Origin of the sequence: Actinoplanes sp. NPDC051475, from assembly GCF_040689425.1 — a bacterium.
In the GTDB taxonomy this organism is placed as follows: domain Bacteria; phylum Actinomycetota; class Actinomycetes; order Mycobacteriales; family Micromonosporaceae; genus Actinoplanes.
This window is the reverse complement of sequence record NZ_JBFAZZ010000001.1, coordinates 276,635-301,823: the sequence shown is the minus strand read 5'-3', so window position 1 is coordinate 301,823 and position 25,189 is coordinate 276,635. Positions and strand designations below refer to the sequence as shown.

Sequence of the window (25,189 nt, the reverse complement as noted above, 5' to 3'; positions counted from 1 at the left end):
CCCAGCTAGTTGAACACCTTCTGCAGCAGCGCGGTGAGCTGCGGGTCGAACGCGTCGCGCCAGGCGGTCCAGTTGTGGACGTCCGGCACTTCCGCGAACGACACGGCGTACCCGTGATCCCGCAAGGCACGCGCCATGTCCCGGTTGTTGGCCAGGTTCTCCTCCACCGTGCCGCATGTGAGCGCCACCGGCACGCCGGGGCCGTCGCTCGCGCGGATCACCCGGCCGGTGAAACGCACGATCCGCAGATAGCGGCGGAAGCCGGACTCCTGCTGGTCGTAGCGGGGCTGGAAGAAGCTCCCCGACTGCAGGAAGAGGCCGGCGAAGCCCTCCGGGCGCCGGCGCTGGGCGTGCAGCATCGCGAGCGCGCCGAGGCTGGCGCCGACGCCGAGCACGGGCCGGTCGCTGCCCAGCTCGGCGGCGATCTTCGGCAGGACGTCGCGGGTCAGCGCGCGGGCGTACGCCGGGCTCGCCGAATACCACTCCAGCCGCTCCCCCGGCGGCAGCAGGACCAGGTGGTACGGCGGGACGCGCCCCGCGGCGATCATGGCGGCGGTGTAGCGGCCCAATTCGCCGTGCCGGTGGTAGTCGGGCCCGTCGTGGGCGACCACGACCCGGTCGGTGGCGACGTCGGGCGACCAGATGCGGGCCACCATCTCGCCGCGTACGGCGGACAGCGGGAGGTAGACGTCATGCCACCGGCCGGCGCCGTGCGGCAGATGCAGCCAGTCGGGCTCGCGGTAGTCGGGGCACCAGAGCACGGACGCGTCACCCTGGCGGCGCGGGTTGTCGGGGTCGTCGACGGTCTCGGTCACGCCGTCCGGATAGCCGAGCGCGAGCCGGTATTCGAGGCGCTGCACGGCGGGCCGGGGCAGGCGCAGCTCCCAGGCGCGGAGGTCGTCGCGGTAGCGGAAGTCGCCGGACGCCACGGACGACTCCAGCCGTACCGAAGTCAGCCGGCGGTCGTGGTCCCGCAGCCGGAAGCCGACCTCCGTCGACGTGCACCACGCTCCGGCAGCCGGTTCCATGACGGAACCTTAACCGCTGCGCGAGCGATCAGGGGGTGTACGTCTGCGGGCTGACGGCGGTCGGCGGCAGCCCGAACATGTCGGCGAGCCCGGTGACGCGCAGCTGGCGGTGCACGAACTCGCTGGGGTTGCGCAGCACGAACCGGGTGCCGGTCTCGCGGGCGGTGTTGTAGCCGGTGACCAGGGCGCCGACGCCCTGCGAGTCCATGAAGGTCACGAAGGTGAGGTCCACGATCATGGTGGCCGGGCGCTCGGCGTGCAGGGTGCCGACCAGGGCGGCGCGCAGCGCGTCGACGGTCGCCGCGTCCAGCGTGCCGCGCACGTCGACCACGATGGCGCCGTCCGCCTGGCGCCGGGTGGTCATGACGGCCTCGCCCATGCATTCCGCCTCTAGGAGTTCTTTTCCCGGTGGCCCCACGGTACAACGCCCGCGACGTCCACCGCAGGCTGCCTCACAGGTGCGGGAGCGGGCCGGACATGAAGTCCGCCGGATCGGCAAGCGGACGGGGAAAGTTTCCCGCATCCCGCAGATCATCTTGCGGCTGCCGCAGGTGGGGGACACGGTGACAACGATGGTCATCGAAGGCCTCGGAAGGGGAGGATGGCTGTGGCAACGAGCTCTGGCCAGAAGCCGGGCATCTTCGCGGTACGCGACGTCCGGTCGCTGATCACCGAGACCGCCGAGGAGGGACACGGCCTGAAGAAGGCCGTCGGTCCCCTGCAGCTGACGGCCATGGGCGTCGGCGCGATCATCGGCACCGGCATCTTCGTCGTCATCGGCGAAGGCGCCGGAGTGGCCGGCCCCGCGGTCATCCTGTCCTTCGTCCTCGCCGCGGTGGCCTGCGCCTTCTCGGCTCTCTCCTACGCCGAGCTGGCCTCGTCGATCCCGGTCTCGGGCAGTGCCTACACCTACACGTACGCGACGCTCGGCGAGATCGTCGCGTGGATCATCGGCTGGGACCTGATCCTCGAGTACGGGGTGAGCGTCGCCGCCATCGCGGTCGGCTGGGGCGGCAACCTCAACGCGTTCCTGGACGCCGCGTTCGGGTACACGCTGCCGGACGCGATCGCCAAGTCGCCGGAGGACGGCGGCGTGTTCAACCTGCCGGCGGTCTTCATCGTCCTGGCCATCACGCTTCTGCTGGTCCGGGGCGTCACCGAGAGCGCCCGGGTCAACCTGGTCATGGTCGTGATCAAGCTGGCCGTGCTGCTGTTCTTCATCGCGGTGGCGATTATCAACTTCGGCACCGGCAACTTCCACCCGTTCGCTCCCAGCGGCGTCGACGGGGTGACCTCGGCGGCCGCGATCATCTTCTTCGCGTACATCGGTTTCGACGCGGTCTCCACCGGCAGCGAGGAAGCCCGCAACCCGGCCAAGGACCTGCCGCTGGCGATCATCGGATCGCTGATCATCTGCACGATCTTCTACGTGCTGACCGCGGTCGGCGCGATCGGCATCGCCACCCCGCAGCAGCTCGAGGGCAGCGACGCGCCGCTGGCCGCGGCCCTGGACGAGGGCGCGGGGATCAGCTGGGCGGCGGGCATCCTGGCGCTCGGCGCGGTCGTCGCGATCACGAGCGTGGTCCTGGTCATCATGTACGGCCAGACCCGCATCTTCTTCGCCATGTGCCGCGACGGCCTGCTCCCCCAGCGGCTCGCCACGGTCAACCAGCGCTACGGCACCCCGGCGACGCTGACGATCGGCCTCGGCGTCCTGATCGCGATCCTGGCGGCCCTGGTGCCGCTCTCCGAGATCGTCAAGCTCGTCAACATCGGTACGCTGTTCGCGTTCATCCTGGTCAACATCGGGGTGATCATCCTGCGCCGGACCCGCCCGGAGATGCACCGGCCGTACCGGGTGCCGTGGTCGCCGGTGCTGCCGATCCTCGGCGTCGCCTTCGCGATCTACCTGATGGCGGACCTTCCGATCGCGACCTGGATCCGGTTCGTCGTCTGGCTCGTCGTGGGAATGCTCATCTATTTCCTGTACGGGTACCGCAACTCGCGGCTGCGCCGCGAGCACGCCGAGGGAACTCCCGGCTGGGCCCGGGAGGAGAGTGACAAACCATGACCGCGCCGGTGATCGTCGGCGTGGACGGCGGCGCGTCCGGCGAGGACGCCCTGGTGCTGGGCCGGTGGGCGGCGTCGGTGCTCGGCGCCCCGCTGGTCGTCGCCGTCGTGCATCCCGCGCCCTCCGCGCTGGGGTCGGGACGGGTGGACGCCGAGTGGGTCGCCGACCGGCACCGGGCGGCGGCCGCCGTGCTCGACGGCGCGCGCTCCCTGCTGACCGACGCCACCTGCGAGGTCGAGTACCGGACCGTGGCCTCCACCTCGGCGGCACACGGGCTGCACGACCTCGCCGAGGAGCTGAGGGCGGAGACCATCGTGGTCGGCTCGGGGCGGGCCGGCCCGCGGCACCGCCTCTTCGCGGGCAGCACCGCCGACCGGCTGCTCGCCGGCAGCGTGTGCCCGGTCGCGGTCGCGCCGGCAGGGATGGAGAAGCCGCCCGGCACCCTCGGCCGCATCGGCGTGGCGTACGTGGACACCCCCGACGGCAGGGCCGCGCTGGAGATGGCGGTACGGCTGGCGGCCCGGACGGGTAGCCCGGTCCGCCTTTTCACCGTGGTGGCCGACGCCGACGCGACACTCCCGTTCCTCGTCGGTCAGGACGCCGAGCACGCCTTCATGGACACCGCCAGGGAGACGTACGAGCAGGCGCTGAGCCGGGCGGCCGAGTCGGTCGGGGGCGCGCCGGTGGACTGGGAGCTCCGGACCGGCGACGTGGTGGATCAGCTCGCCGAGCTGGACGACGTGGACGTGCTGTTCTGCGGCTCGCGCCGGTACGGCCCGGCACGGCGGGTGCTGCTCGGCGGTGTCTCGGCGCGCCTGGTCCGCCGCGCTCGCCGCCCGGTCGTCGTGGTGCCCCGCAGCGGCTGACCGGCCGCCGGCCGGTCAGCCGGCCCGGTGCCGGCCGGGTCGTTCCTGGTACGCCGTCTCGTCGTCGAACGGCAGCGCCACGTCGGTGGCCGCCTCCGCGGCGCGCTCGTCCCAGGGTGACACCGCCGACGGGCGCGGCATCCGGGTGCCGAGGTCTGCCAGCGGGACGTACACGCGAGCGTCGACCGCCTCGGCCAGCAGCAGGGCGGCGACCAGCGCGGTCGGCCGCTCCACCGGGTCGCGGTGCAGACAGCGCGAGCACAGGTCGAGGACCTCGGGCGCCAGGCCCTCGACGTCGGGCAGGGGGTCCGGCTCGCGGAAGCGCTGGGCGTGGACGAGCTCCGTGTTCGACTCGGCATGCCAGGGCAGCCGCCCGGAGAGGCAGTGGTAGAGCAGCACGCCCAGCGAGTACATGTCGGAGGCCGGGGTCGCGGGCAGGCCGTCGAAGCGCTCCGGGGCGACGTAGGCCGGCGTACCCATGACCGGGCCGTCCGGATCGGGGTCGTGACTGCCCGCGGCGGCCGCGATGCCGAAGTCGAGCACCTTGGCCCCGGAGGGGGTCAGCATGATGTTGGCGGGCTTGATGTCGCGGTGCACCACGTGCTCGGCGTGGGCGGCGGCCAGGGCCGCCGAGACCTCGGCGCAGATCCGCACGGCGATGCGCCAGTCGAGCCGGCCCGCGCCGAGATGTTCCATGAGGGTCTGGCCGTCGACCAGCTCCATGACGATGTACGGGACGTCTCGGTCCGGCGCCGGCGACGTGCCGAAATCGTGCACACCGGCGACGTTGGGATGCGCGAGCCGGGCCGCCGAGCGAGCCTCGGTCCGGACCAGGTCGACGCCGTTGACGTCACCCAGCGTGCCCTCGACGGCGGGCGCCATGATCTTCACCGCGACGGGCCGATCGAGCACCCGGTCGTGGCCGCGCCACACCTCGGACATCCCGCCGATCCCGATGCGCTGTACGAGCTGGTACCGCCCGCCCAGCGTGCGCATCGGCCACCCCCTGGTTCCCGCGCGACGCCCGCCCGCACCGCGATCTCAGCCTCGGTACCCTCGGCCCCCGCAGCACAAACGCCTCAGCCGCCGGTCGACCTCATCCGTGTCACTCCGGCACCACGATGAGGTCGTCGATGTCCCTGCCGGTGCCGACGCGCTCGGACACCGTCGCGGCGACGCGGCGGGTCAGCATCCGCCGCAGGCCCGAGGGACGCAGCGCGGACAGGCGCATCCGGCCGGCCCGGCGGTGCACCGCGGCCTGCGCGGCGACGGCCGGCGCGATCGCGGGGAAGTCCATGTAGACCGCCCGGTTCTCCGGCGAGCCGAGGTAGGCGAACGGCCCCGAACCGGCGAGCGGCTCCAGCGGCGTACCCATCAGCCCGATGTTGCGGTAGGCGCCGCGGTCCAGCATGGAGACCGCGTGCCGGATGCCGCGGCGCCGGCCGATCACCAGGAAGGTCCGGTAGAGCATCGAGCTGACGATCAGCGAGGACCGGCCGCCGCGGTACTCGGGCAGCACCGCGAGCGTGGCGCAGTCCCAGACCCGGCCGCCGTCCATGCCGTGCGCGGCGAGGATCGTGTCGACGTCCACGCCGATGTGCTGCGGGGCGTCGTCGATGGTCTTGACGCCGCGCCCGGTGCTCTCGATCATCCGGGCCACCCCGGCGGGGACGCCACGGCGGCGGTCGATGACCACGAAGAACAGGCTGTTCGCCTCGTACGGGCCGTACTCGGCGGCCATGACCGCGGAGTCGTTGCCGAAGGTGTGCTCGAAGACCTGCCGCTCGAGCGCCCGGCCGACGTCGGCGAGCGGGCTCTCGGGGCCGGCCACCGCGCAGACGAAGCGCCCGCGGGGGGTGGGGTGCGCGGCCAGGAACTCGGCGGTGACCCGGAGCGCCTGCGCCGGGGAGAGCTCGTAGCGGGTGCGGAACGCGGAGGTCACGGCTCAGAACTCCTTGGCGACGATCTCGGTCGTGCGGAAGTACTCGCGGGTGAACTCGAGGACCTTCTGCGGGTCGAACGCCTTGCAGGTGTAGATGTCCACGCTGAAGAACGAGATCGGGCGCTCCCAGGAGTAGAAGTGGGCGCCCGAGGTCTCCCAGTGGATCCAGCCGGCCCAGCCGTACAGCTCGCTGACGTGGGTCACCGGTTCGATGATCGTGATCATGTCGGTGACGTCCGAGAGCTGCTGCAGATAGTCCTTGATGTGCGCGTCGGTGATCACGAACGTCGGGTAGCCCTCGACGACCATGCGCTGACGGTGGATGGCCGGGGCGAGGTCCTTGAAGTCGAGCATGTGAATCCTTACCGGGGGATGTGACTCTCCGCTGTCAGATGCCGTCACCAGCAGTCAGAGCGAGTCCGTTTCGGGAGCTTGGCGGGACTTGTTACGAATGTAGCGCTTCATGACGCAGCGTCAACCCTGCGCCGAGACCCGCGGCCGGGTTCGGCATCCGCCGGCCCGAGGCGAATTGGGGGCGTTCTTCGCCCCAGCGGCCCCGGCTGTCTCGTGGTGCCCCAGCGGTTCCGGACTATGCGAGCGTCGATCAACCAGAACCGGCCGGGGGCAACGGATCATCCCGCCGAGGGCGATCAAGGACGGGGATCACATGGTCGACACGACCCAGTGGCGCAGATCACCGTCAACTGTGATTACGGTGCGCGACGGCTTCACTGCGCAGCCCGGAGACGGGTGCAGGCACGGTGAGTAGGGGGTCGTTGACCGGCACACGCGCAGTAGTGCCGCCAAAGCAAACATGGCGGAGCACGTCCTTGTGGGACGGGCTCCGCCATGGGTGGTCACTCGGATTCGCAGCCGCCGCTTTTAGGGCGGGCACCGGAGGACCGGGCGTGATGCCATCGACGCTAGGCGAAGTGGATCACGGCCGGCCTCGGGGGGCGGCCCGGGTGACGTCGCTCTCAGTAGGACAGTTCCGTACGAAGGTCGTGCGCACCGTCGGCACGGGTCGCCTCGTAGTACAGCCGCCGGCGCCCGTCCGGAAGCGCCACCAGGCTCAGGTAGCGCAGCCCGTTGGGGGCGTGCGGGCTGCCCAGCGGCTCGCCGTCCTCGGCGGTGAGCTCGCCGAAGCTACCGTCGGGCAGGCGGACGCCGCGGGCCACGCCGGTGCGCTCCTCCCAGTTCTCCCCCGCCGTCGCGCGGCCGTCGTACGCGGCCAGGATCGTGTCGCCCTCGACGGAGACCGACGACACCCGCACACCGCGCGCGTCCCACCGGCCGGGGCGCCCCGCGAGCGCCGTGCCGCGCCACGTCCAGTGCACGCCGTCCGGGCTGGTCGCGTACTCGGTGGTCATCCGGTCGGCGTCGTCCCAGGATTCGAGGGGGTGCACCGAGGCCCACAGGTGCCACCCGTGCTCGTCGTGGTGCACCACCGGGTCCTTCACGCCGGCCGTCTCGTCGCCGGCGAGGACGGTCCGCGGCGACGCGGTCTCCAGGCCCTCCGGGGTGTCGGCCTCGAGCAGCTCGACCCGCCAGTGCTTGGTGCCGGGCGTCGCCGCGCTGACGTAGAGCCGCCACCGGCCCTCGGGGGTGCGTACGAGGGCCGGGCGCTCCAGCGACTCCGCTCCGAAGCGGTCCTTGTCCACCGTGGCAACGACCGTGAAGGTCACGCCGTCGCTCGACCGGGCGATGACGTTGGAGATGCCGCGCCCCTCCCCGATCGGCAGCCGGAGACGGTACGCAAGATAGACGTCACCGTCTGCAACGATCGAGGATGGCGCGCCCGCCCACGCACCCGGTTCGTCACCGGGCGGCTCGACCACCACGGTCGAGTCCTCCCAGCCAGGCAGCGACAGGGTGTGGGTTCCGATGGACAAGGCAGCTCCGTTTCGTGGCGTCGTCGGCACAGCGAAGAGTATGCGGTCAAGTGTGCATCATCTATGGACCAGATAGGGATTAGGAAGCGCTGGCGTGTCGGTCCACCGACAGCCAGTCGTCGTAGCGCTCCCCCGTGACGTCCTGGAGCAGCGCGATGTCGTCGGCGAACAGGGGCAGCAGCGCCGCCCGCTCGGCCGGGGTGGTGACCGGCCGGTTGCCCCGCTTGCGGTGCAGCAGCGTGAGCAGCGGCCCCCGGGCGGCGAGCCGCAACGGCACGGGGAACCGGTGCCCGAAGGCGCCACCCGCGCGCAGCAGACCTCTCAGCACCCCGTTGACCGTGGTGTCCTCGACCACGTGCCGGTTGACGTTCTCCTTGGGGATGTCGCGCAGCGCACCGGTGCGCACCCCGAGGAACTCGCAGACCCGGTCGAGGGTGGCGGCCGGCGCGTCCTTCAGCTCGCGGTAGCGCAGCAGCAGCACCTGCTCGCGCGGGAAGACCTTGAAGAGGTGCTGCACCTGGCGCCCGTACAGGCCGAGGCCGACGTAGTGCCAGAAGTCCGCCCAGCCCGCGGCCCTGCGCTCCGGCTCGGCGCGGCAGGCGGTGAGGAAGTCGGCCTCCGGTTCCAGTCCGGCGTTCCACAGGTGCGTCCAGTTGGAGTGCGCCCGGTCGACCGGGTCACGAAGGAGCAGGATCAGCCGTACACCGGGCACCAGGCCGTGGATGCGCAGGTGGGTGCTGTGGTCGTACAGGTAGAAGGGGGTGGCCTCGCCCTTCAGCGTTCCGGCCGGCGCCGGGTCGAACAGCGCCTCGTAGTCGGCACGGCGCCACACGTGCTCCTGATAGGTCTGCACGTCGCCCGGGCCACCGGTCGTCGGCGGCCGGCCGTCGGTGAGGAAGAACTTGGGCTCCTTGACCGCCGGCAGGAAGAGCTGGGGATGCCGGACCAGCGCAGCGTGCAGGGCGGTGGTGCCGGCCTTGGGTACGCCCGCGATCAGGAAGTCTGGGAGTGGCATGGGGTTCCCTCCTCGTGCCAGGCACGGCGCCGTACGGGGGGTACGGCACCCGGCGAAGTACAAGTGAGCCTACAGAGCTAGTAGGCTTTGGGAAGCAGGTGTCCACCCTGCGAGCGGCGCCCGTGCGCTCAGGCGCGGAGACGCCACCAGGCCCGACGGCGGAATCGCGGGCACACCTCGGGCCCGCAGAGGGCGCAGTCGGTGCCCCGGCGGTGGTGTTCGTGAGCCGTACGCTCATGGCCGCAGACACACAACGCTGCCGTCGTCATCACCGGATCACGCACCGTGCGGTCGGCTCGCGGCAGCGGCTCTCGGCCGGCGGCTCGTCATGGTCACAGCGTAGGGATCGACCGCCATTCGTGCCCGTGCCACGCCGATACAACCGTCCTGCAACCTTGACCTCACGCATCGTAATAACTACCCAAAGTGAGGTGGATCACTATCATAAATCCGACTTGGTAATTATCGCCTTCGGTGTTTCCCTGTCGAACGCCAATTACCGAAATGACCCCTCGCGACCATTCTGTGGTCGCCGATGCCCGAGTGTCCATTACGCGCTGTGACTGATGGGGCGACAGGACGATCTTGTTGCCCGTGTGAATAGCCCCTGCTCATACGTATGGTTGGGGTTCAACGTATGGAGATTGTCACCCTGGCCCTTTAGTTAGTTGACGCTACGTAGCGTGGCGCTAGATTTGTCATCAGAAGCGAGCGACTTGGGTTTCTGCCCCCGGAAACCTCCGATTCTGTCGCGTCTGCCGCCCCGAAGGGATCCACATGCCGCACGCCACGTCCCCCGGCAATACGCCGCGTAACGACACGTCGTCACCGACGGTGAGTGTCGTCATCCCGGCTTTGAACGAGGAGCGGAACCTGCCGCATGTCTTCGCGAAGCTTCCCGAGGGCATCAACGAGGTGATCGTCGTCGACGGCGGCTCCGTGGACCGCACCGTCGAGGTGGCGCGCGAGCTGCGCCCGGACGTCGTGATCGTGCAGCAGACCCGTACCGGTAAGGGCAACGCACTGGCCTGCGGTTTCGCCGCCTGCACCGGCGACGTCATCGTGATGATCGACGCCGACGGCTCCACCGACCCGGCCGAGATCCCGCTCTTCGTCGAGCAGCTCGTCGGCGGCGCCGACTTCGTCAAGGGCTCGCGGTTCTCCAAGGGCGGCCACAGCCACGACATCACCAAGCTGCGCAAGCTCGGCAACGACGGGCTGAACCTGGTGGTCAACGTGCTGTTCGGGACCAAGTTCACCGACCTGTGCTACGGCTACAACGCCTTCTGGCGCCGGGTGGTGCCGGTGCTGGACCTGCCGGACACCGGCCTGCCGCGCCCGAACGACGGCTCCAAGCTGTGGGGCGACGGGTTCGAGATCGAGACGATGATCAACATCCGGGCCGCCGCGGACGGCATGGAGGTCGGCGAGGTCGGCAGCATCGAGCACGCCCGCATCCACGGCCAGAGCAACCTGAACACCTTCCGCGACGGCTTCCGGGTGCTGCGGACGATCTTCAGCGAGTACGGCCGGATGCGCCGCCTGCGCCGCAGCGGTGCCACCCGTACCGGCGTCGTGGTGCACCAGCACCCCACCGCCACGCCGTCGAACACCGCGCCGACCCACGCTCTGAACAAGGTCGTCAACCGGCCGCCGGCCGCCGGCGTCACCCCCGCCGCGGACTCGCGCCAGCACGTCGCCCACCTCAACCGTGGCCTGCGCCGCGACGAGGTCGGCACCCGGCGTACCGACGACATCAAGGCCCTGCAGGCCCGCTCCACCCGCGAGGACTGACGCCGCACGCAGGACGTCCCGCCTGCGCGCCCGGCCGTCATCCCCGCTCACCACCTGCGCTCGAGGAGCACCCCCCGTGGAATCCACCCCCCGCCCCGCCGTCAGCATCGTGATCCCGACCCACAGCGAGCAGCGCTGGGCGTCGCTCGTACGGACCGTCGCGGCCGTGAAGTGCCAGCAGTACACCCCGGCCGAGATCGTCGTCGTGGTCGACCACAACCCGGCGTTGTACCGCCGGGCCCGGCGCGACCTGGGCGGCGTGACGGTCCTGGAGAACCTCTACAACCAGGGCGTGTCGGGCAACCGCAACACCGGTGCGTTCCACACCTCGACCTCGCTGATCGCGTTCGTCGACGACGACGTGGCCATGGACACCGACTGGCTCGGGCACCTGGTCGCCCCGTTCACCGACCCCCGCGTGATCGGCGCCGGCGGCGGCATCGCCCCGGCTTGGGAGGGCACCGAGCCGCGCTGGATGCCCGAGGAGTTCCTCTGGGCCGTCGGCGGCTCGTACGCCGGGCTGCCCACCACCACCAGCCGGGTCCGCAACGTCTGGTCGGCAGGCATGGTCGTACGCCGCGACGCGTTCCTGGCGGTCGGCGGCTTCCGCACCGGCTTCGGCAAGCTGGGCAGCCAGAACCGCCCCGAGGACACCGAGCTGTGTTTGCGGATGAGCGCCCTGAGCGACGGCCACTGGATGTACGTCCCGGACGCGGTGATCCGCCACGAGGTGCCCGCCGCCCGCTCCACCTTCTCCTGGTTCGTGCGCCGCTGCTACGCCGAAGGCCGCGGCAAGGTGGCAATGGCCGGCCTGCTCGACGGCTCGCAGAGCCTGGGCTCCGAGCGCGACTACCTGCGCTCGCTGCCGAAGGCCGTGCTGCGCAACCTCCTCGCCGCCGGGCGCGGACGGGGCGGCCACCACGTCCTCAAGGCCGGCGGGGTGCTCGCCGGCGTCGCCGCCGCCGGATGGGGCGGCGTGGTGGAGACCGTGTCCGCCCGGCGCACCGAGCACCGGCCCGAAGCGATCGGGGCGGCCCGATGACCGCCCGCCTGAACGGCGTCAACCGCAAGGCGTGGGAGCCGGCGCTGCGGGCCGACGAGATGATCACCGCCCCGGCGTTCGAGGCCACCGGTGACGTCCGCCCGGCCGTCGTCCTGGACGTCGACCTCGCGGACCCGCTGCAGGCGATCGCCGCCGTGGGCCCCGACGGGCGCCGGGTCCGCCAGGCGTGGGTGCTGGTCCGGCTCTTCACCGAGCCGCTGGGCACCGTGCTGACCGACGTACCGGAGCAGGGTCTGTGCCCGGCCGACCTGGCCGCCGCGATCGGAGCCGAACTGGGCGGCACGCTCGCGCCGCGCCTCGCCGAGCTGGGGCTGACCGCCCTGCCGGTCGACGGCATCACCCCGGCGACCGAGCCCGCCTTCCTGGCCCGGCGCCGCGAGGTGCTCGCCGGCGCCCCGCCGATCACGGTGGTGATCTGCACCCGGGAGCGGCCCGGCGCGCTCGCCCGCTGCCTCGACAGCCTGCTCGCCCAGGCGTACCCGGACTTCCGCGTGCTCGTCGTGGACAACGCGCCGGTCACCGACGCGACCGCCGAGGTGGTCCGCTCGGCGGCCCGCCGCGGGCCGGTCACCTACCTGGTGGAGCCGAAGGCCGGGTTGTCGTTCGCCCGCAACGCCGCCGTCGCCGCCGCGCCCGGCGAGATCCTCGCCTGGATCGACGACGACGAGTACGCCGACCCCCAGTGGCTCGCCGAGATCGCCCGGGCCCTGGCCGACCACCCGGAGGCCGACGTGGTCTCCGGCGTGATCGTGCCGGCCGAGCTGGAGACGCAGGCGCAGCTGTGGTTCGAGCAGTTCGGCGGCCACAGCAAGGGCCGCGGGTTCAAGCCGGACGTGTTCAGCCCGGCGACCGCGCACATCCAGAGCCCGCTGTACCCCCTGCCGCCCTTCGGCACGGGCGCGAACATGACCTTCCGCCCCGGCGTCATCGAGCGCATCGGCGGCTGGGACACCGCGCTGGGTGCGGGCACGCCCGCCATGGGCTCGGAGGACACCCTCGCTTTCACGCAGGTGCTGGTGGCCGGCGGCACGATCGTCTATCAGCCCACGGCGGTGACCCACCACTACCACCGGCGCGACTTCGAGGGCCTGCACAAGCAGATGGTCGGGTACGGCGCGGGACTGACCGCCGCGTACACGAGCCTGCTGATGAAGCGCCCCGGGCTGCTGTGGCCGCTGCTGAAGCTGGCGCCGGGCGCGCTGCGCGACCTGACGAGCAAGGACAGCCTGCGCGTCTCCACCCTGCGCGAGGACTTCCCGCGCGAGCTGCTGACCGCCAACCGGCGCGGCATGCTGGCGGGTCCGCGGGCGTACCTGAAGGGCCGGCGGGCGGCCCGGGCCAAGGCCCGGAGCAGCCGCTGATCGTGGTGACTCCGCCGTTCCCCGGACAGTCGCCCGAGCACGGGGCATTCTCGGAACATATGTGGCGAATGGTGAGGATCCGGCACGCCGCCCGTCCGCGACGCGGGGCGGCGGCCGGATGCTGACCGTGCCCGACCCGGAACCCGGCGAGCCGGCACTGCGCCCGGCCGTACCCATGACCTCGATCCAGCACTTCGAGGCCCCGAACGACGCGACGGACCCGTCCGGGGCCCCCGACCAGGCCGGGGAGGCCGAACCCATGCCCGAGCAGCGCGCGGCCGAGCCGGCGCGGGCCCAGGACGACGACCAGGGACGGTCCGCAGCACCCCAGGTTCCGGCCCGGGTACGCCCGGCAGCCCCTGCGGGCGCCGAGCCCTCGGCCCACGCCGACATCCAGACGACCACGGGCGTGCCGAAGAAGCCGATCCCCGATCAGGACGAGCCGACGATGGTCCTGAGCGACGAGGAGCAGAACGACCCGAAGGCTGAACCTGAGGTAGAGGGTGAGACCGAGAAGCCTCCACCTCAGGTCGAGGGTGAGACCGACCCGGACAAGACCGTCGTCATGCAGCTGCCCAGCGGCCGGACGACCGAGGACGATCCCGACAAGACGGTCATCATGACGACGGCCCCAGCGAAGCCGGCGGAGCCGGCGAAGCCCATGGGACCGTCGCCGGAGGACACGGTCGTGCTGCCGGCGCCGGTCAAGAAGACACCCCCCGCCCCGGCCAAGCCGAGGCCGGCGCGGGACGCCGGCGAGGAGACCGTGGTGCTCCGGCCGCGGGCCGACGACACGATGGTGCTGCCCGCCGCGACGGTCGCCCCGCCCACCGAGGTCGTCACCGCCATCATCCCCGTCGTGCCGGGAGCCAAGGCAGGCAAGCCCGCCAAGGCCGCCGCGCCGGCCGCCACCACGGCCGACCCCGGGCGGGCGCCCAAACCCGCCCGTCCCCGGCGCGAGCTGCCCGACCTGGGCCACGCCCCCGCGGTGCTGACGATCTCCGCGCTGGGCGTGCTCATGGTGGCGCTCGCCTACGCCGGAGGCCGGGTCAGCACCGGCAACGCGCCGTACGCGTACTGGGGCGGCCAGGTCGTGGTCTTCACCCCTGTGGTGATCCGGCTGCTCAGCCGCCGCATGGCGGGGGTCGCCGAGTCGTTCCTGCTCGTCATGGGGCTGGCGCTGCACCAGTACCTGCTGAAGTGGATGTACAGCCCGGACCAGTTCCGCTTCCCCGACGAGCTCCAGCACTGGCTGGCGACGACGGTCATCGTGGAGTCGGGAAAGCTGTTCCAGCCGAACCCGGCCCTCCCGCCGGCCGTGCACTTCCCCGGGCTCGCGGAGATGGGCGCCGCCGTGACGTCGATGACCGGCCTGCCGGTGACCGCGGCGGGCGTCGTCGTGGCCGGTGTGGCGCACCTCGTGTTCGTCGCGGTCCTGTTCGCGGCGGTGCTGCGGGCGAGCAACTCCCCCGCCGTCGCCGGCGTCTGCTGTGCGACGTACGCGACAGCCCTGCACTATCTGTTCTTCAACTCGATGTTCCTCTACCAGACCGCGGCGCTGCCGTTCTTCATGCTGACGATCTGGGCGACCCGGCGGTGGCGGGCCGAGGGCGGCCGGCAGTTCCTGACGCTGGCGATCTGCTCGGCCGCGCTCACCACGGTCAGCCACCACGTCACCGCGTTCGCCCTGTTCATCACGCTGCTCATGCTCGCCGTGGTGGAGCTCACGGTGCAGCGGCCGCGGCGCTGGACCGCCCTGGTGATGCCGGCGGTGGCCATGGTCGTGGTTGCCGTCTGGATGCTCACCGTGGCCCGCGACGTGGTCGGCTATCTCGAAGCGCCGGTGGAGCAGGTCGGGCAGACCATCTCGAACCTGATCAACGGCCGCTCGGAGGCGTCGTCCACCACGGCGTCGGTCAGCGTCGGCCAGCTGCTCGTGCAGGGCACCGGCCTGCTGGGGCTCTTCGTGCTCTACGCCGCGCTGGTCCGCGACATGATCCACCGCCGGGACCGGGACTCCTGGCGGTGGGCGGCGGTCATCGGCGGCGCCGTCTTCTTCGCCGGCAACGGCGTGCGCTTCCTTGGGCAGAACGGCCCGGAGATCGCCGGTCGCCTCTCCACCTTCACGTACGTGCCGATCTCGATCCTGGCCGCGATCGCGCTGGTCCGCGGCGTGCAGATCATCCCGGCCAAGGACGCCGAGGGGCACCGTTGGCGGGCCGCCGCGCCGGCGATCGACGTGATCGCGCCCGGCGGCTGGAACCTGTACAGCCGGGTCGCTGCCGGCTCGGCGATGATCACCCTGCTGATGATCGGCGCCCGGGCCGGTGGCTGGCCGCCGCTCGGCTCCATCCTGCCGGGCCCGTACCTGGCCGGCGGTTTCGAGCGGTCGGTCGACGTGTACGGCGTGGACGCCGCCGATTGGGAGCGGCGCAGCCTGGGGCCGCGGAACCGGATCGGCGGTGACGTCACGTCGGTGTCGCTGGCGTCCACGTACGGCCGGCAGGACCCGGTCCGCGAGGTCGGCCCGCTCTACTACGCCGACGACTGGGGCCTGGCGGAGGACCAGTTCGTCTCCGACCTCGCCATCCAGTACCTCGTGGTGGACAAGCGCCTGTCGGAGCAGCTGCCCGAGGGCGAGGCGTACTTCGAGAACGACCCGAACGCGGGCTCCATCACCCGGCCGCTGACCACGACACAGATCGCCAAGTTCGACTCGCTGACCGGGGTCGACCGGCTCTACGACAACGGCACCGTCCGCGTCTACCGCATGGGGGCCCAGTGAACACGCTGCTCACCCGGGTCGTCGCCGGGCTCACCGTCGCCGCCGCCGTGGCCGTCCTGGCCGGGCCGAAGCCGCTGACCGTCGCCGGCGGCCTGCTACTGGCCTTCGTGCTGCCGGGCATCGCGGTCACCGGTGCCCTGTTCAGCCGCCGTACGCTCACCGCCGTCGAGCGCACCGTGCTGGCCCCGGCGCTGAGCATGGCCGTGCTGGTCGTCGCCGGCCTGCTGATCTACCTGTGCCGCGTCCCGCTGGACCGGCTGTCCTGGACCCTCGCGACCGGCAGCCTGACGCTCATCGCGCTCGCCGTCCCGCTGCTGCTGCCGAAGGGGGCCCTGGCCGCCCCGGCCGCCACCGAGGAGCAACCCCGGCCGGTCGGCGAGCGGCGGTCCCGCATCGACCTCACCCCCCGGGACGCGACGGTGATGGCCGAGGCCCGGACGATCGTCATGTCCGTGGTGCCACCGGAGGACGAGGAACAGGCGGCCGCCGACGAGAAGGCTCAGCGCAGCCGGCTGGTGAGGCAGCTGCTGCCGCTGGCGCTGGTTCTCGCGGTGCTCGGCGGTGCCAGCTGGCTGTCGTTCGGCACGTCGCGGGAGACGTACGAGACAACGGTGACCGCCCTCTCCGCCGCCCCCTCCGGGCCGGTGGACGCGTCGGGCAACCGGGTCGTGGCGGTGTCCGCGTCGGGGCTGGTCGCCTCGGACGGCCCGTACACGCTGACGGTGAGAGGGACGGCCGGGACCACGCCGACCCGCCGGGTGATCGCGCCGGCCGGGGACGGCACCTGGAGCGAGCAGCTGACCCTGCCGGGCGACCAGCGGATGACCGTCGGCCTCTACCGGGCGGGTGACACCGCCGCCTTCCGCACCCTGTACATCAGCGCGGTCGAATAGCGCGGGTGACACCCCTTCGGTGCTCGCGGCGACGCACGGCATACTTGTCCGCGACACGCGACTGGCGGCATCGAGGATGGACCACCATCGGGGAGCACGTCGTGGGCGCCGTCCGCCTGGGTGCCCACGCTCTGGGAGACGCGCATGTCCGAAAGCCCTGAGGCGCCGGCTCACGAGGCCCGGCTCCTGCCCGGCAAGCCCGTCGCCGACGCGGTCCTGGCCGACGTCGCACAGCGGGCGGCCAAGCTGCGCGAGGGTGGCGTCCAGCCCTCGCTCGCCACGATCCTGGTCGGCGACGACGACGCCAGCGCCGGATACATCCGGATCAAGCAGCGCCAGGCGGCGGAGCTGGGCTTCGTCTCCCCGCACGAGCACCTGCCGGCCACCGCCACCCAGGACGACCTGCACAGGGTCATCGACCGGCTCAACGCCGACCCGGACGTGCACGCCCTGCTGATCCAGTACCCGCCGCCCGCGCACATCGACTACGACGCCGCGCTCATGACCGTCGACCCGGACAAGGACGTCGACGGCATGCACCCGCTCAACCTCGGCCGGCTCTCCGTCGGGCTGCCCGGGCCCCGGCCGTGCACGCCGGCCGGCATCGAGGCGCTGCTCGCGCACCACGAGATCCCGGTGGCCGGGCACGAGGTGGTGATCCTCGGCCGCGGCGCCACGATCGGCCGGCCGCTGGCCATGCTGCTCTCGCAGAAGCGCCCGACGGCGAACGCGGCCGTGACGGTGGTGCACACCGGCGTGCCGGACTGGCAGCGGTACACCCGGCGGGCCGAGATCCTCGTCGCCGCCGCGGGTGTGCCGGGCATCATCCAGCCCGAGCACGTGCGCCCCGGGGCCACCGTGATCGGCGCGGGCGTGCGCTACGAGGGCCGCCGCCTGCTGCCCGACGTGGCGGAGGAGGTCGCCGGGGTCGCCGGGGCCATCACCCCGCGCGTCGGCGGGGTCGGCCCGACGACGGTCGCCATGCTGTTCCGCAACGCGATCGAGGCGGCGGAGAAGGCGGCCGGCGTCAACCGCTGAAGCGGGCGCTCTTCGCCATCGCCACGTACGCCTTGAGCGACTCGGCGTCGGTGTCGATGCGCCACTTCTCCGTGTACCCGGGGTGGGTGTCGGTGTCGAACCAGGTCACCCCGCCCACCGCCGGGTGCGCGGTGACCCAGTCGGCGAACAGCGTGATCCAGTCCGCCTTGGTCCGGCCCCCGCGGTCCACGGCACCGACCTCGGTGATGAGGATGGGCTTGCGGGCGGCGTAGGAGCGGTAGATGGGGCCGAACAGCGTCTCGGGGTTCTCGTGGTGCAGGTTGTAGCCGGAGACACCGACCCAGTCGACGTACTTGTCCCCGGGGTACAGGGCGGCGTACGTGTTCCAGTCGGCGACCGGTGACGAGTTCCAGTTGGGGCTCCACACCCACGCGACGTTGTCCGCGCCCTGCTCGCCGAAGATCCGGTGCAGCCGCTTCCAGGAGTCGACGAAGCCCTTGGCGTTCTTGTCGTTGCGGACGGCGCCCCAGTCGTACCAGTCGCCGTTCATCTCCCAGCCCCAGCGCAGCAGCAGCGGGCGGCCGATGCTCTTGAGCCGGCGGGCGGCGCGGGCGATGAGGTCGTCGCTCGCGCCGGAGGTGATATCGGCGTAGCGGGTGCCGCGCCAGGACACCATGGGGAACGCGTGCTCCGGCAGCCCGTCGATCGAGCGCGGCAGCAGGTCGTCCCAGTCGTAGAACACGTTCAGGATCCGCTCGTCGCGGCCGATCTGCTCGCGGCGCAACTTCTGCGCCTGGGCACGGGTGGTGCCGGACAGGTCGAGATACGCGCCGAGCATCGCCTTGCCCGGCCGGAACGGCACCGTGCCGCCGCCCTTGGTCACCACCGCCGGCGGGGCAGCAGCCGACGCGCGCGGGGCTCCGGTGGCCGGCCGGCCGGGAGAGCTGGTCGCCTCCGCGGGCCCGTCGTCCGGGCGGATCTGCAGCGCGGTCACGGTGGCCGCCGGCACCGCCGCGAGCGCGGCGAAGCCCAGCACCTGGCGGCGGCTCAGCTTGCGGCGGGGCGCGCGGTGCGAGGGACTCATGTCAGGTTCCGGCCGGCGGCCCGGGCCAGCCGGCGGACGGCCCGCCAGCCGGGCTGCGCGAGCTGCTTGAGCCGCGGCACCAGCGGCGAGCCCCCGCCGGCCACCAGGGCCACGAGCTCGGCGCCGGTCAGGTCCGGGGTCGGCTGCAACCGGGGTACGGCGAAGCGGCGCTCCCCCGGCGTGTGCAGCCGCCGGCCCACCTCGGTGGCGTTGTCGTGCCCGGCGGCGAGCACGGCGGCCCGCACCTTGGCGCCGTTGTAGCCGTGCGGGTACGCGAAGCTGCGCACCCGCCGGCCGAGTCGCTGCTCCAGCTCGTCCTTGCTGCGGACGGTCTCCTCGAGCAGCTGGGCGGCGGGCAGGACGTCGAGCGGGTGGTGGACCAGGCTGTGGTTGCCGATCTCGATGCCGGCGTCGGCGACCTCGGCCAGCTCGTCCCAGGTGAGCAGCTTGCCGAAGTCCGGGGACCAGCGGCCCAGCCAGTCGGCGTACTCGCCGAGGTGCCCGACGGACGCATAGAGGGTGGCGCCGGCGCCGGCCTCGGCGAGCACCGGGACGGCCTCGGTGAGGAAGTCGCGGTAGCCGTCGTCGAAGGTGACGGCGATCAGCCGGTCCGGGCAGCCCTGTTCGAGCAGGTCCAGCGCCTCGGTGAGCCCGACGAGCCGATAGCCGGCCGCGGTCAGCGCGGAAAGCTGTTCGGCGAGCCGCTCCGGCGGCACGGCCAGGTCGCGCATCGGGCCGGCGACCGCGGACACGGAGTGGTACATCAACGCCGGCATGGTCTCCCACGCCGACGGCGCCGTGACGGTCACCGCAACCCCTCCCACGCGCTTCCGGACATGACCATTATCGGTCGTGGACCCGGCAAGCTTCGTGGTTCGTCGCGCTGGTGTCGCAGGGCCGGGCGGCGCCACATCCGCGCCGCTCAGGCCACGTTACGGGGCGGTTTGCCCAGTGTCCAGCACGACCGCGGCGACGACCGCGGACATATCGGCGACGGTCATTCTCACCACGCCGCCCCGGGTCGCGAGACCCCGGTCCGCCTCGTACGCGACGACGCCCGCGTGCTCCAACTCGTCGGCGAGCGCGGCCAGCCGCCGTTCGATCCGGACGGCCAGGGTCTCGGCGAGGTCGTCGTACCGGGCGGCGGGGATCTGCACGGTCATGGGGTCACCTTTCGCCGGTGGCGGGAGGTCGCCGCCGGAACGGGGCGACCTGTCCCACGCTAGGCGGTACGCGTACCCGATGCGGCCTTTCGGGTTTTTTGCCCCGGACCGGGGACGAAAGGGCTCTGCCGAAAGTCATAGGCGCCGATCCGGCTGCGGAGGGAAGCGCGCGCACCCTCGGTGACGGCAAGGTGATGACCATGACATCAGACCGTGCGCGCCGCCTCGCCGAGGCCGCCTGCGAGGCGGGCCTCGTGCTCGGCCTCATGGCGCTGCCGACCGCCTGGCGCGCCCTGGACGGCGAGCTGATCGTGATTCTGGCCGGCATGCTCGCCGTGCTCACCGCCGCGACCTATGCGCTACACGCAGTCACGTTCGACTGCTTCCGCCTGACGGCTCAGCGCCAAAAGGGCAACTTTTCTTATACTCAGCGTAAGGAATGAACCGTCGGACCTCGTGGCGCGTACCCCGGGTTGCACAGCTCTTCGACCCACCCGGGGGTGACCAGGATGTTCCGACTCATCCAGCTCCATGCGCAGCACGGCGTACCGCGCATCGGAGTGGATCCCGACGGCTACGGCAGCGAACGGGCCGCCCTCGCCCGTTACCGGGAGGTACCGGCCATGTTCTTCGGCGTCGGCCGCTTCGACGAGTCGGGGCGGCTGGCCGAGATCATCATGGACACCGTGTGCGGGCCGACCGCGAGCTGCCCGAGACAGGCGGTCGTGGTGCACGCCGACACCTTCCAGCGGCTCTGCGACACCTGTTCCTTCGGCCTCGAGGTGCTCACCCTCCCGGAGCTGGCGCTCCGGCTCGGAGTCGCGGTGCGCCTGGCGCCGGTGCTGGCGCCCTCCGGCCGGCATGCCGCACCGGAGGAGACCTGCTCGGTCGGCAACAGGATCGCGCGCGAGTTCGCCGCGCACGTCGACGACCCGGTGTGGCGCATGGAGCTGTGCGCGGAGCTGGCCCGTACGCCGAGCGCGGTGAACGGCCTGCTGATCGGCGTCGGTGCGCTGAGCCACCGCGACGTGCTCGACCACTACCCGGCCCTGTGCGCGCTGGGCACCCAGCTGCCGGTCATGATCCATGCGGACCTGCTGCGGGCCACCGCGCGACCGCTGTCGCCGGCCGGCGTCGCGGCGCTGCGGCTAGGTCTGTAGAGCGCGTGCGCTGATCAGCCCCGGCCGATCAGCGCACCTACCCGCTCCGGGGCGAAGATGTCGTCGGCGAGCAGCATCGCCAGCCCGACCAGCCCGGAGCGGGTGTCCAGCCTGGTCGCGACGATCTCGAGGTTGCGGGTCGCCAGGGGCAGCGACCGCTTGTAGACCATCTCCCGGATCCCCGCGAACAGCTGCTCCTCGATGCGCGCCAGCTGGCCGCCGATCACGATCACACGCGGGTTGAAGAGGCTGACCGAGTCGGCGATGGCGTGGCCGATGATGCGCCCGGCGCGGCGGGCCAGCCGTACCGCGGTCACGTCGCCGGTGCGGATCAGCGTCACCGCGTCGTCGACGGACGAGACGTCGCGGCCGGCCGCCCGCAGGTCGCGCACCAGGGCCCAGCCGCCCGCGTACGCCTCGACGCACCCCGAGTTGCCGCACCGGCACAGCGGCTCGCTCTCGGTGTCCCCGACGGCCAGCTGGATGTGCCCGATGTCGCCGGCCGCTCCGTCGGCCCCGCGGTAGACCTCGCCACCGATGATCATTCCCGCGCCGATGCCGGTGCCGACCTTGAGCATCAGCAGCTGGCGGACCTCGGGGTGGACGCAGCGGTGCTCCCCGAACGCCATGGCGTTGACGTCCTTGTCGACCAGGACAGGGCAGGCGTAGCGGCCGGCGAACCACCCGGGGATGTGGAAGCGGTCCCAGCCGCTCATGATCGGCGGGCTGACCACCTGCCCGCTGTCGAAGTCGACCGGCCCCGGCACGTCGATGCCGATGCCGTGCACGTCGGCGGGGGAACGTCCGGCCGCAGCGAGCAGCGCGGTGAACATCTCGTGCGCGGCGCTGAGCACGGCTTCCGGGCCGGCGGCCACGTCCATCGCCCGTTCCTGCTCGGCACCGACCTCGCCGCGCAGGTTGCACAACGCCGTCCGCATGCCCGTGGCGCCGATGTCCGCGACGAGCAGGACCCCGCGGTCGCTGTGGAACGCGAACCGGCTGGCCGGCCGGCCGCCGGTGGGCGACCCCTCGCCGCGCGGGACCACGAGCTCGGCCGCCAGCAGGGCGTCGAGCCGCTGGTTGACCGTCGACCGGGACAGGCCGGTCTGCTGCATGACGTCGGCCCGGGTGAGGCTGGGCTGCGCGCGGAAAAGGGCCAGGACCTCGCCGAGGCCCGCGCCGGGGGTCCCGGCTACCGGGGGACTAATGCTCACGCTCCGATCCTATTACGTCTAGTCACTATACGAAAGACTGCCGTCTTTTGCTTGACAGCCGTCATAAGTCGAGCATCTAATCAAGCGAAACCACCCCCCGGAAGGAACCCCCTCATGCGACGCATCGCCGCGGCGTCCCTCGCCGCGCTCCTCCCGCTCGCCGCCTGCTCGTCCGGTTCGGACTCCGGCACGAGCGGCGGCTCCGGCGGCCCGGCCAAGGTCGCCGCCGTCATCAAGGGCCTCGACAACCCCTTCTTCCAGTCGATGGAGCAGGGCATCAAGGACCAGGGCGCGACCGCCGGGATCACCCCGACCGTGCAGGCCGCCAACTCCATCACCGACACCACCGGGCAGGCCGACCGCCTCACCGCGCTCGCCGGCCAGGACTTCTCCTGCTACATCGTCAATCCGATCTCCGGCACCAACCTGGTGCAGGGCATCGCCCAGCTCGGGGCGCAGAAGAAGACCATCGTCAACATCGACAGCCCGGTCGACGCGGCCGCCGCGAAGGCCGCCAGCGCCACGCCGGCCACCTACATCGGCACGAACAACGAGTCCGCGGGCGAGAAGGCGGGCAACCACATGACCACCCTGGTGCCGGCGAACGCCAAGGTCGCCGCCATCGGCGGGATCGCCGGCGACGTCACGAGCGGCGCCCGGGTCGACGGCTTCACCAAGGCGACGAGCGGCAAGCTCCAGGTCGTCCAGACCGTCGCGGCCAACTGGGAACGCCAGGAGGCGCTCACCCAGGCCACCAACATCATGCAGGCCCAGCCCGACCTGGCCGGTTTCTTCGCCGCCAACGACGACATGGGGCTCGGCGTCGCCCAGGCGGTCGCCAACGCCGGGAAGACCGGCAAGATCCACATCATCAGCGTGGACGGCAACAAGGACGCGATCACCGCGGTCAAGAGCGGCGGGCTCGACGCCACCGTCGCGCAGTACCCGTACGCGATCGGCCTGATGGGCATGGAGGCCTGCCAGGCGGCCGCGGCCGGCAAGACGCTGCCCGCCAACGTGGAGGCGCCGGTCGAGCTGGTCACCAAGGAGAACGCCGACAAGGCGCTCGCCAGCACGCCGAAGCCGTTCGGCACCTACGACGACCCCTTCAAGGCCCTGATCGGCGGATGAGCATGACGACCGCGACCGTCGCCGCGCGCGACACCGAACCCTGGACCCACCGCCTCAAGGACGTCGGCTTCTGGGCCGAGTGGGCCGCCCTCGTGGGCCTGCTCGCACTGGTGATCATCTTCCAGATCCTCAACCCCACGTTCCTCAGCAGCGGCAACGTCCGCTCGATGCTGATCGCCTCCGCCATCCTGGTGGTTCTCGCGGTCGGGCAGACCTTCGTGGTCGCCACCGGCGGCATCGACCTGTCGGTCGCGTCGATCATGACGCTGGCCGCCGTGGTCTTCGGCGCCACCTACTCCGGCTGGGGCCTGGCCGGCGCCATGCTCGCCGCCATCGTCACCGGCCTCGCCGCGGGCCTGGTCAACGGCGTCATCATCGCCCGCGGCAAGATCACCGACTTCATCGTGACCCTGGGCATGCTCTCGGCCGCGTCCGGCGCCGCCCTGGTGCTCGCCGACGGCAAGCCGGTCACCGTCATCAACACCTTCCTGCTGCGGCTGTCGACCGGCGGGCTGGGCATCTTCGGCTGGACCGTCGTCATCGCGGCCGTGGTCGCGGTGATCGCGCACGTCATGCTCTTCCACACCCGGTTCGGTACGCACCTGCTGGCCACCGGCGGATCGGCCGAGGCCGCCACCGCGACCGGCATCAGCACGGGCCGCATCAAGATCGCCGTGTACGCCATCTCCGGGCTGCTCGCCGGCCTGGCCGCGATCCTGCTGATCGCCCGCGTCGGTGCGGCCGAGCCCGCGTCCAACACCTCGTTCCTGCTCAACTCCGTGGCCGCGGTGGTGCTCGGCGGGGTCAGCCTGCTCGGCGGCCGCGGCACGATCACCGGCCCGGTCATCGGCGCCCTGCTGCTGACGGCCCTCACCAACGGGCTGACCTGCTCGGCGTCTCGCAGTTCTACCAACCGCTCGCCGTCGGCATCGTCGTGGTGCTCGCCGCCCTGCTCACGAGGTTCCAGAAATGACCCCTCTGCTCTCCGCCGACGGCGTCTCCCTGTCCTTCGGCAGCGTCCGCGCCCTGGTCGACGTCTCCCTCACCTTGCAACCCGGCGAGATCACCGCTCTGGTCGGCGACAACGGCGCCGGCAAGTCCACCCTGGTCCGCTGCATCTCCGGCATCCACCGGCCCGACGCCGGCACCATCTCCCTGGACGGCGAGCCCCTGCACTTCAAGTCGCCCGAGGACGCCCGCGAGGCCGGCATCGAGACCGTGCACCAGAACCTGGCCCTGGTCGAGGACCTGACCGTGTGGCAGAACCTCTTCCTCAACCGCGAGATGGTGCACCGGATCGGGCCGGTGGCCGTGCTCGACCGGCGCGGCATGCAGCGGGAGGCACAGCGGATGGTCTCCACGCTCGCCGTCAATGTGCCCGCGGTCCGCAACCGGGTCCGCCGCCTCTCCGGCGGCCAGCGCCAGGCGGTGGCCATCTGCCGCGCGGCCGGCTTCGAATCCCGCCTCGTGATCATGGACGAGCCCACCGCCGCGCTCGGCGTCCAGGAGACCGCGCGGGTCGAGGGCCTGATCCGCAAGCTGCGCGACGACGGCCACGCCGTACTGCTCATCAGCCACAACTTCGTCCAGGTGATGGCCCTCAGCGACCAGGTGTGGGTCATGCGCGCCGGCCGCTGCGTGGGCGGACGCCGCACGGCGGAGACCACGGGCGAGGAGATCGTCGCCCTCATCACCGGCGCCAAGAGCACCTGAACCCAAGGACACCCC

24 protein-coding genes, 1 pseudogene and 1 riboswitch are annotated in these 25,189 nt (G+C 71.9%); of the genes and pseudogenes, 13 read left to right on the top strand and 12 right to left on the bottom strand.

Features of this window, described 5'->3' with window-relative positions:
• Positions 1-5: 5 nt before the first annotated feature.
• Together AB0368_RS01390 and AB0368_RS01385 are read right to left on the bottom strand one after the other, a co-directional pair.
• Complete coding sequence (locus AB0368_RS01390; protein WP_366151759.1) at positions 6-1,028, bottom strand: alpha/beta hydrolase-fold protein; 1,023 nt, start codon at positions 1,026-1,028, stop codon at positions 6-8.
• A gap of 28 nt (positions 1,029-1,056) precedes the next feature.
• Entirely contained in the window at positions 1,057-1,407 is a 351-nt protein-coding gene (locus AB0368_RS01385) for an STAS domain-containing protein (protein ID WP_366151758.1), read from the bottom strand.
• A 228-nt stretch (positions 1,408-1,635) separates the two neighbouring features.
• Here AB0368_RS01385 and AB0368_RS01380 point away from each other — a divergent pair, with 228 nt between their 5' ends.
• A complete protein-coding gene (locus tag AB0368_RS01380) occupies positions 1,636-3,099 on the top strand; it encodes an amino acid permease (protein ID WP_366151757.1) in 1,464 nt (487 codons plus the stop codon).
• Positions 3,096-3,965 (top strand): universal stress protein, encoded by an 870-nt coding sequence (locus AB0368_RS01375; protein ID WP_366151756.1) that lies wholly within the window; start codon positions 3,096-3,098, stop codon positions 3,963-3,965. Before AB0368_RS01380 ends, AB0368_RS01375 begins: the two co-directional genes overlap by 4 nt.
• 15 nt (positions 3,966-3,980) lie before the next feature.
• Here AB0368_RS01375 and AB0368_RS01370 read toward each other — a convergent pair whose 3' ends face one another.
• From AB0368_RS01370 to AB0368_RS01350, 5 genes are all read right to left on the bottom strand, one after another.
• The gene (locus tag AB0368_RS01370) at positions 3,981-4,961 is read right to left on the bottom strand and encodes a serine/threonine-protein kinase (RefSeq protein WP_366151755.1); all 981 of its coding nucleotides are present in this window, start codon (positions 4,959-4,961) and stop codon (positions 3,981-3,983) included.
• Positions 4,962-5,070: 109 nt separating this feature from the next.
• The gene (locus tag AB0368_RS01365; RefSeq protein WP_366151754.1) at positions 5,071-5,907 is read right to left on the bottom strand and encodes a hypothetical protein; all 837 of its coding nucleotides are present in this window, start codon (positions 5,905-5,907) and stop codon (positions 5,071-5,073) included.
• A gap of 3 nt (positions 5,908-5,910) precedes the next feature.
• Positions 5,911-6,261: an S-adenosylmethionine decarboxylase gene (locus AB0368_RS01360; RefSeq protein WP_366151753.1), complete on the bottom strand. Its 351-nt coding sequence runs from the start codon at positions 6,259-6,261 to the stop codon at positions 5,911-5,913.
• Between the two features lie 623 nt (positions 6,262-6,884).
• The gene (locus AB0368_RS01355; RefSeq protein ID WP_366151752.1) at positions 6,885-7,799 is read right to left on the bottom strand and encodes a hypothetical protein; all 915 of its coding nucleotides are present in this window, start codon (positions 7,797-7,799) and stop codon (positions 6,885-6,887) included.
• Between the two features lie 79 nt (positions 7,800-7,878).
• Entirely contained in the window at positions 7,879-8,814 is a 936-nt protein-coding gene (locus AB0368_RS01350; RefSeq protein WP_366151751.1) for a sulfotransferase domain-containing protein, read from the bottom strand.
• A gap of 777 nt (positions 8,815-9,591) precedes the next feature.
• On the opposite strand from AB0368_RS01350, the gene AB0368_RS01345 reads away from it, so the two are divergent.
• The 6 genes from AB0368_RS01345 to AB0368_RS01320 all read left to right on the top strand — a co-directional run bounded on the left by AB0368_RS01345 (position 9,592) and on the right by AB0368_RS01320 (position 17,748).
• A complete protein-coding gene (locus tag AB0368_RS01345; protein WP_366151750.1) occupies positions 9,592-10,608 on the top strand; it encodes a glycosyltransferase family 2 protein in 1,017 nt (338 codons plus the stop codon).
• Positions 10,609-10,684: 76 nt separating this feature from the next.
• The gene (locus AB0368_RS01340) at positions 10,685-11,650 is read left to right on the top strand and encodes a glycosyltransferase family 2 protein (RefSeq protein WP_366151749.1); all 966 of its coding nucleotides are present in this window, start codon (positions 10,685-10,687) and stop codon (positions 11,648-11,650) included.
• Complete coding sequence (locus AB0368_RS01335; RefSeq protein WP_366151748.1) at positions 11,647-13,032, top strand: glycosyltransferase family 2 protein; 1,386 nt, start codon at positions 11,647-11,649, stop codon at positions 13,030-13,032. The genes AB0368_RS01340 and AB0368_RS01335 overlap by 4 nt, the downstream gene beginning before the upstream one ends.
• A 61-nt stretch (positions 13,033-13,093) precedes the next feature.
• Positions 13,094-15,817 carry a hypothetical protein gene (locus tag AB0368_RS01330; protein WP_366151747.1) on the top strand — a complete coding sequence of 908 codons (2,724 nt, stop codon included), beginning with the start codon at positions 13,094-13,096 and terminating at the stop codon, positions 15,815-15,817.
• Complete coding sequence (locus AB0368_RS01325) at positions 15,814-16,710, top strand: hypothetical protein (protein WP_366151746.1); 897 nt, start codon at positions 15,814-15,816, stop codon at positions 16,708-16,710. The genes AB0368_RS01330 and AB0368_RS01325 overlap by 4 nt, the downstream gene beginning before the upstream one ends.
• 47 nt (positions 16,711-16,757) lie before the next feature.
• Positions 16,758-16,839, top strand: a riboswitch (ZMP/ZTP riboswitch).
• A gap of 15 nt (positions 16,840-16,854) precedes the next feature.
• Positions 16,855-17,748, top strand: a complete 894-nt coding sequence (locus AB0368_RS01320) for a tetrahydrofolate dehydrogenase/cyclohydrolase catalytic domain-containing protein (RefSeq protein WP_366151745.1) — start codon at positions 16,855-16,857, stop codon at positions 17,746-17,748.
• Here AB0368_RS01320 and AB0368_RS01315 read toward each other — a convergent pair.
• The 3 genes from AB0368_RS01315 to AB0368_RS01305 form a co-directional block, all read right to left on the bottom strand.
• Positions 17,738-18,793, bottom strand: coding sequence for a glycosyl hydrolase (locus tag AB0368_RS01315; protein WP_366151744.1), 1,056 nt, complete (start codon positions 18,791-18,793; stop codon positions 17,738-17,740). The genes AB0368_RS01320 and AB0368_RS01315 overlap by 11 nt on opposite strands.
• On the bottom strand, positions 18,790-19,602 hold the full coding sequence (locus AB0368_RS01310; RefSeq protein ID WP_366151743.1) for a polysaccharide deacetylase family protein: 813 nt from the start codon (positions 19,600-19,602) through the stop codon (positions 18,790-18,792). The genes AB0368_RS01315 and AB0368_RS01310 overlap by 4 nt, the downstream gene beginning before the upstream one ends.
• Before the next feature lie 123 nt (positions 19,603-19,725).
• Positions 19,726-19,956 carry a hypothetical protein gene (locus AB0368_RS01305; RefSeq protein WP_366151742.1) on the bottom strand — a complete coding sequence of 77 codons (231 nt, stop codon included), beginning with the start codon at positions 19,954-19,956 and terminating at the stop codon, positions 19,726-19,728.
• 200 nt (positions 19,957-20,156) lie between these two features.
• On the opposite strand from AB0368_RS01305, the gene AB0368_RS01300 reads away from it, so the two are divergent.
• Both AB0368_RS01300 and AB0368_RS01295 read left to right on the top strand, forming a co-directional pair.
• Positions 20,157-20,399 (top strand): hypothetical protein, encoded by a 243-nt coding sequence (locus AB0368_RS01300; protein ID WP_366151741.1) that lies wholly within the window; start codon positions 20,157-20,159, stop codon positions 20,397-20,399.
• 66 nt (positions 20,400-20,465) lie between these two features.
• Positions 20,466-21,116: a hypothetical protein gene (locus tag AB0368_RS01295; protein WP_366151740.1), complete on the top strand. Its 651-nt coding sequence runs from the start codon at positions 20,466-20,468 to the stop codon at positions 21,114-21,116.
• A 14-nt stretch (positions 21,117-21,130) separates the two neighbouring features.
• Here AB0368_RS01295 and AB0368_RS01290 read toward each other — a convergent pair whose 3' ends face one another.
• The gene (locus AB0368_RS01290; RefSeq protein ID WP_366151739.1) at positions 21,131-22,330 is read right to left on the bottom strand and encodes an ROK family transcriptional regulator; all 1,200 of its coding nucleotides are present in this window, start codon (positions 22,328-22,330) and stop codon (positions 21,131-21,133) included.
• Positions 22,331-22,444: 114 nt separating this feature from the next.
• Between AB0368_RS01290 and AB0368_RS01285 the strand changes: the two genes are divergently transcribed.
• Positions 22,445-23,461: a substrate-binding domain-containing protein gene (locus AB0368_RS01285; RefSeq protein WP_366151738.1), complete on the top strand. Its 1,017-nt coding sequence runs from the start codon at positions 22,445-22,447 to the stop codon at positions 23,459-23,461.
• Here AB0368_RS01285 and AB0368_RS01280 read toward each other — a convergent pair.
• Positions 23,439-23,723 (bottom strand): hypothetical protein, encoded by a 285-nt coding sequence (locus AB0368_RS01280; RefSeq protein ID WP_366151737.1) that lies wholly within the window; start codon positions 23,721-23,723, stop codon positions 23,439-23,441. The two genes, AB0368_RS01285 and AB0368_RS01280, sit on opposite strands and share 23 nt — an antisense overlap.
• Between AB0368_RS01280 and AB0368_RS01275 the strand changes: the two are divergent.
• Both AB0368_RS01275 and AB0368_RS01270 read left to right on the top strand, forming a co-directional pair.
• A pseudogene (locus AB0368_RS01275) lies at positions 23,629-24,288 on the top strand (ABC transporter permease); the annotation flags it as partial. The gene AB0368_RS01280 and the pseudogene AB0368_RS01275 overlap by 95 nt on opposite strands.
• Before the next feature lie 142 nt (positions 24,289-24,430).
• Positions 24,431-25,174 (top strand): ATP-binding cassette domain-containing protein, encoded by a 744-nt coding sequence (locus AB0368_RS01270; protein ID WP_366151736.1) that lies wholly within the window; start codon positions 24,431-24,433, stop codon positions 25,172-25,174.
• Positions 25,175-25,189 lie beyond the last annotated feature (15 nt).

Coding starts and splice junctions, on each gene's coding strand:
- AB0368_RS01390 (WP_366151759.1), bottom strand. CDS start 1,028: ATGGAACCGGCTGCCGGAGCGTGGTGCACGTCGACGGAGGTCGGCTTC.
- AB0368_RS01385 (WP_366151758.1), bottom strand. CDS start 1,407: ATGGGCGAGGCCGTCATGACCACCCGGCGCCAGGCGGACGGCGCCATC.
- AB0368_RS01375 (WP_366151756.1), top strand. CDS start 3,096: ATGACCGCGCCGGTGATCGTCGGCGTGGACGGCGGCGCGTCCGGCGAG.
- AB0368_RS01370 (WP_366151755.1), bottom strand. CDS start 4,961: ATGCGCACGCTGGGCGGGCGGTACCAGCTCGTACAGCGCATCGGGATC.
- AB0368_RS01360 (WP_366151753.1), bottom strand. CDS start 6,261: ATGCTCGACTTCAAGGACCTCGCCCCGGCCATCCACCGTCAGCGCATG.
- AB0368_RS01350 (WP_366151751.1), bottom strand. CDS start 8,814: ATGCCACTCCCAGACTTCCTGATCGCGGGCGTACCCAAGGCCGGCACC.
- AB0368_RS01345 (WP_366151750.1), top strand. CDS start 9,592: ATGCCGCACGCCACGTCCCCCGGCAATACGCCGCGTAACGACACGTCG.
- AB0368_RS01335 (WP_366151748.1), top strand. CDS start 11,647: ATGACCGCCCGCCTGAACGGCGTCAACCGCAAGGCGTGGGAGCCGGCG.
- AB0368_RS01320 (WP_366151745.1), top strand. CDS start 16,855: ATGTCCGAAAGCCCTGAGGCGCCGGCTCACGAGGCCCGGCTCCTGCCC.
- AB0368_RS01315 (WP_366151744.1), bottom strand. CDS start 18,793: ATGAGTCCCTCGCACCGCGCGCCCCGCCGCAAGCTGAGCCGCCGCCAG.
- AB0368_RS01305 (WP_366151742.1), bottom strand. CDS start 19,956: ATGACCGTGCAGATCCCCGCCGCCCGGTACGACGACCTCGCCGAGACC.
- AB0368_RS01300 (WP_366151741.1), top strand. CDS start 20,157: ATGACATCAGACCGTGCGCGCCGCCTCGCCGAGGCCGCCTGCGAGGCG.
- AB0368_RS01295 (WP_366151740.1), top strand. CDS start 20,466: ATGTTCCGACTCATCCAGCTCCATGCGCAGCACGGCGTACCGCGCATC.
- AB0368_RS01285 (WP_366151738.1), top strand. CDS start 22,445: ATGCGACGCATCGCCGCGGCGTCCCTCGCCGCGCTCCTCCCGCTCGCC.
- AB0368_RS01280 (WP_366151737.1), bottom strand. CDS start 23,723: ATGATCGACGCGACCGACAGGTCGATGCCGCCGGTGGCGACCACGAAG.
- AB0368_RS01270 (WP_366151736.1), top strand. CDS start 24,431: ATGACCCCTCTGCTCTCCGCCGACGGCGTCTCCCTGTCCTTCGGCAGC.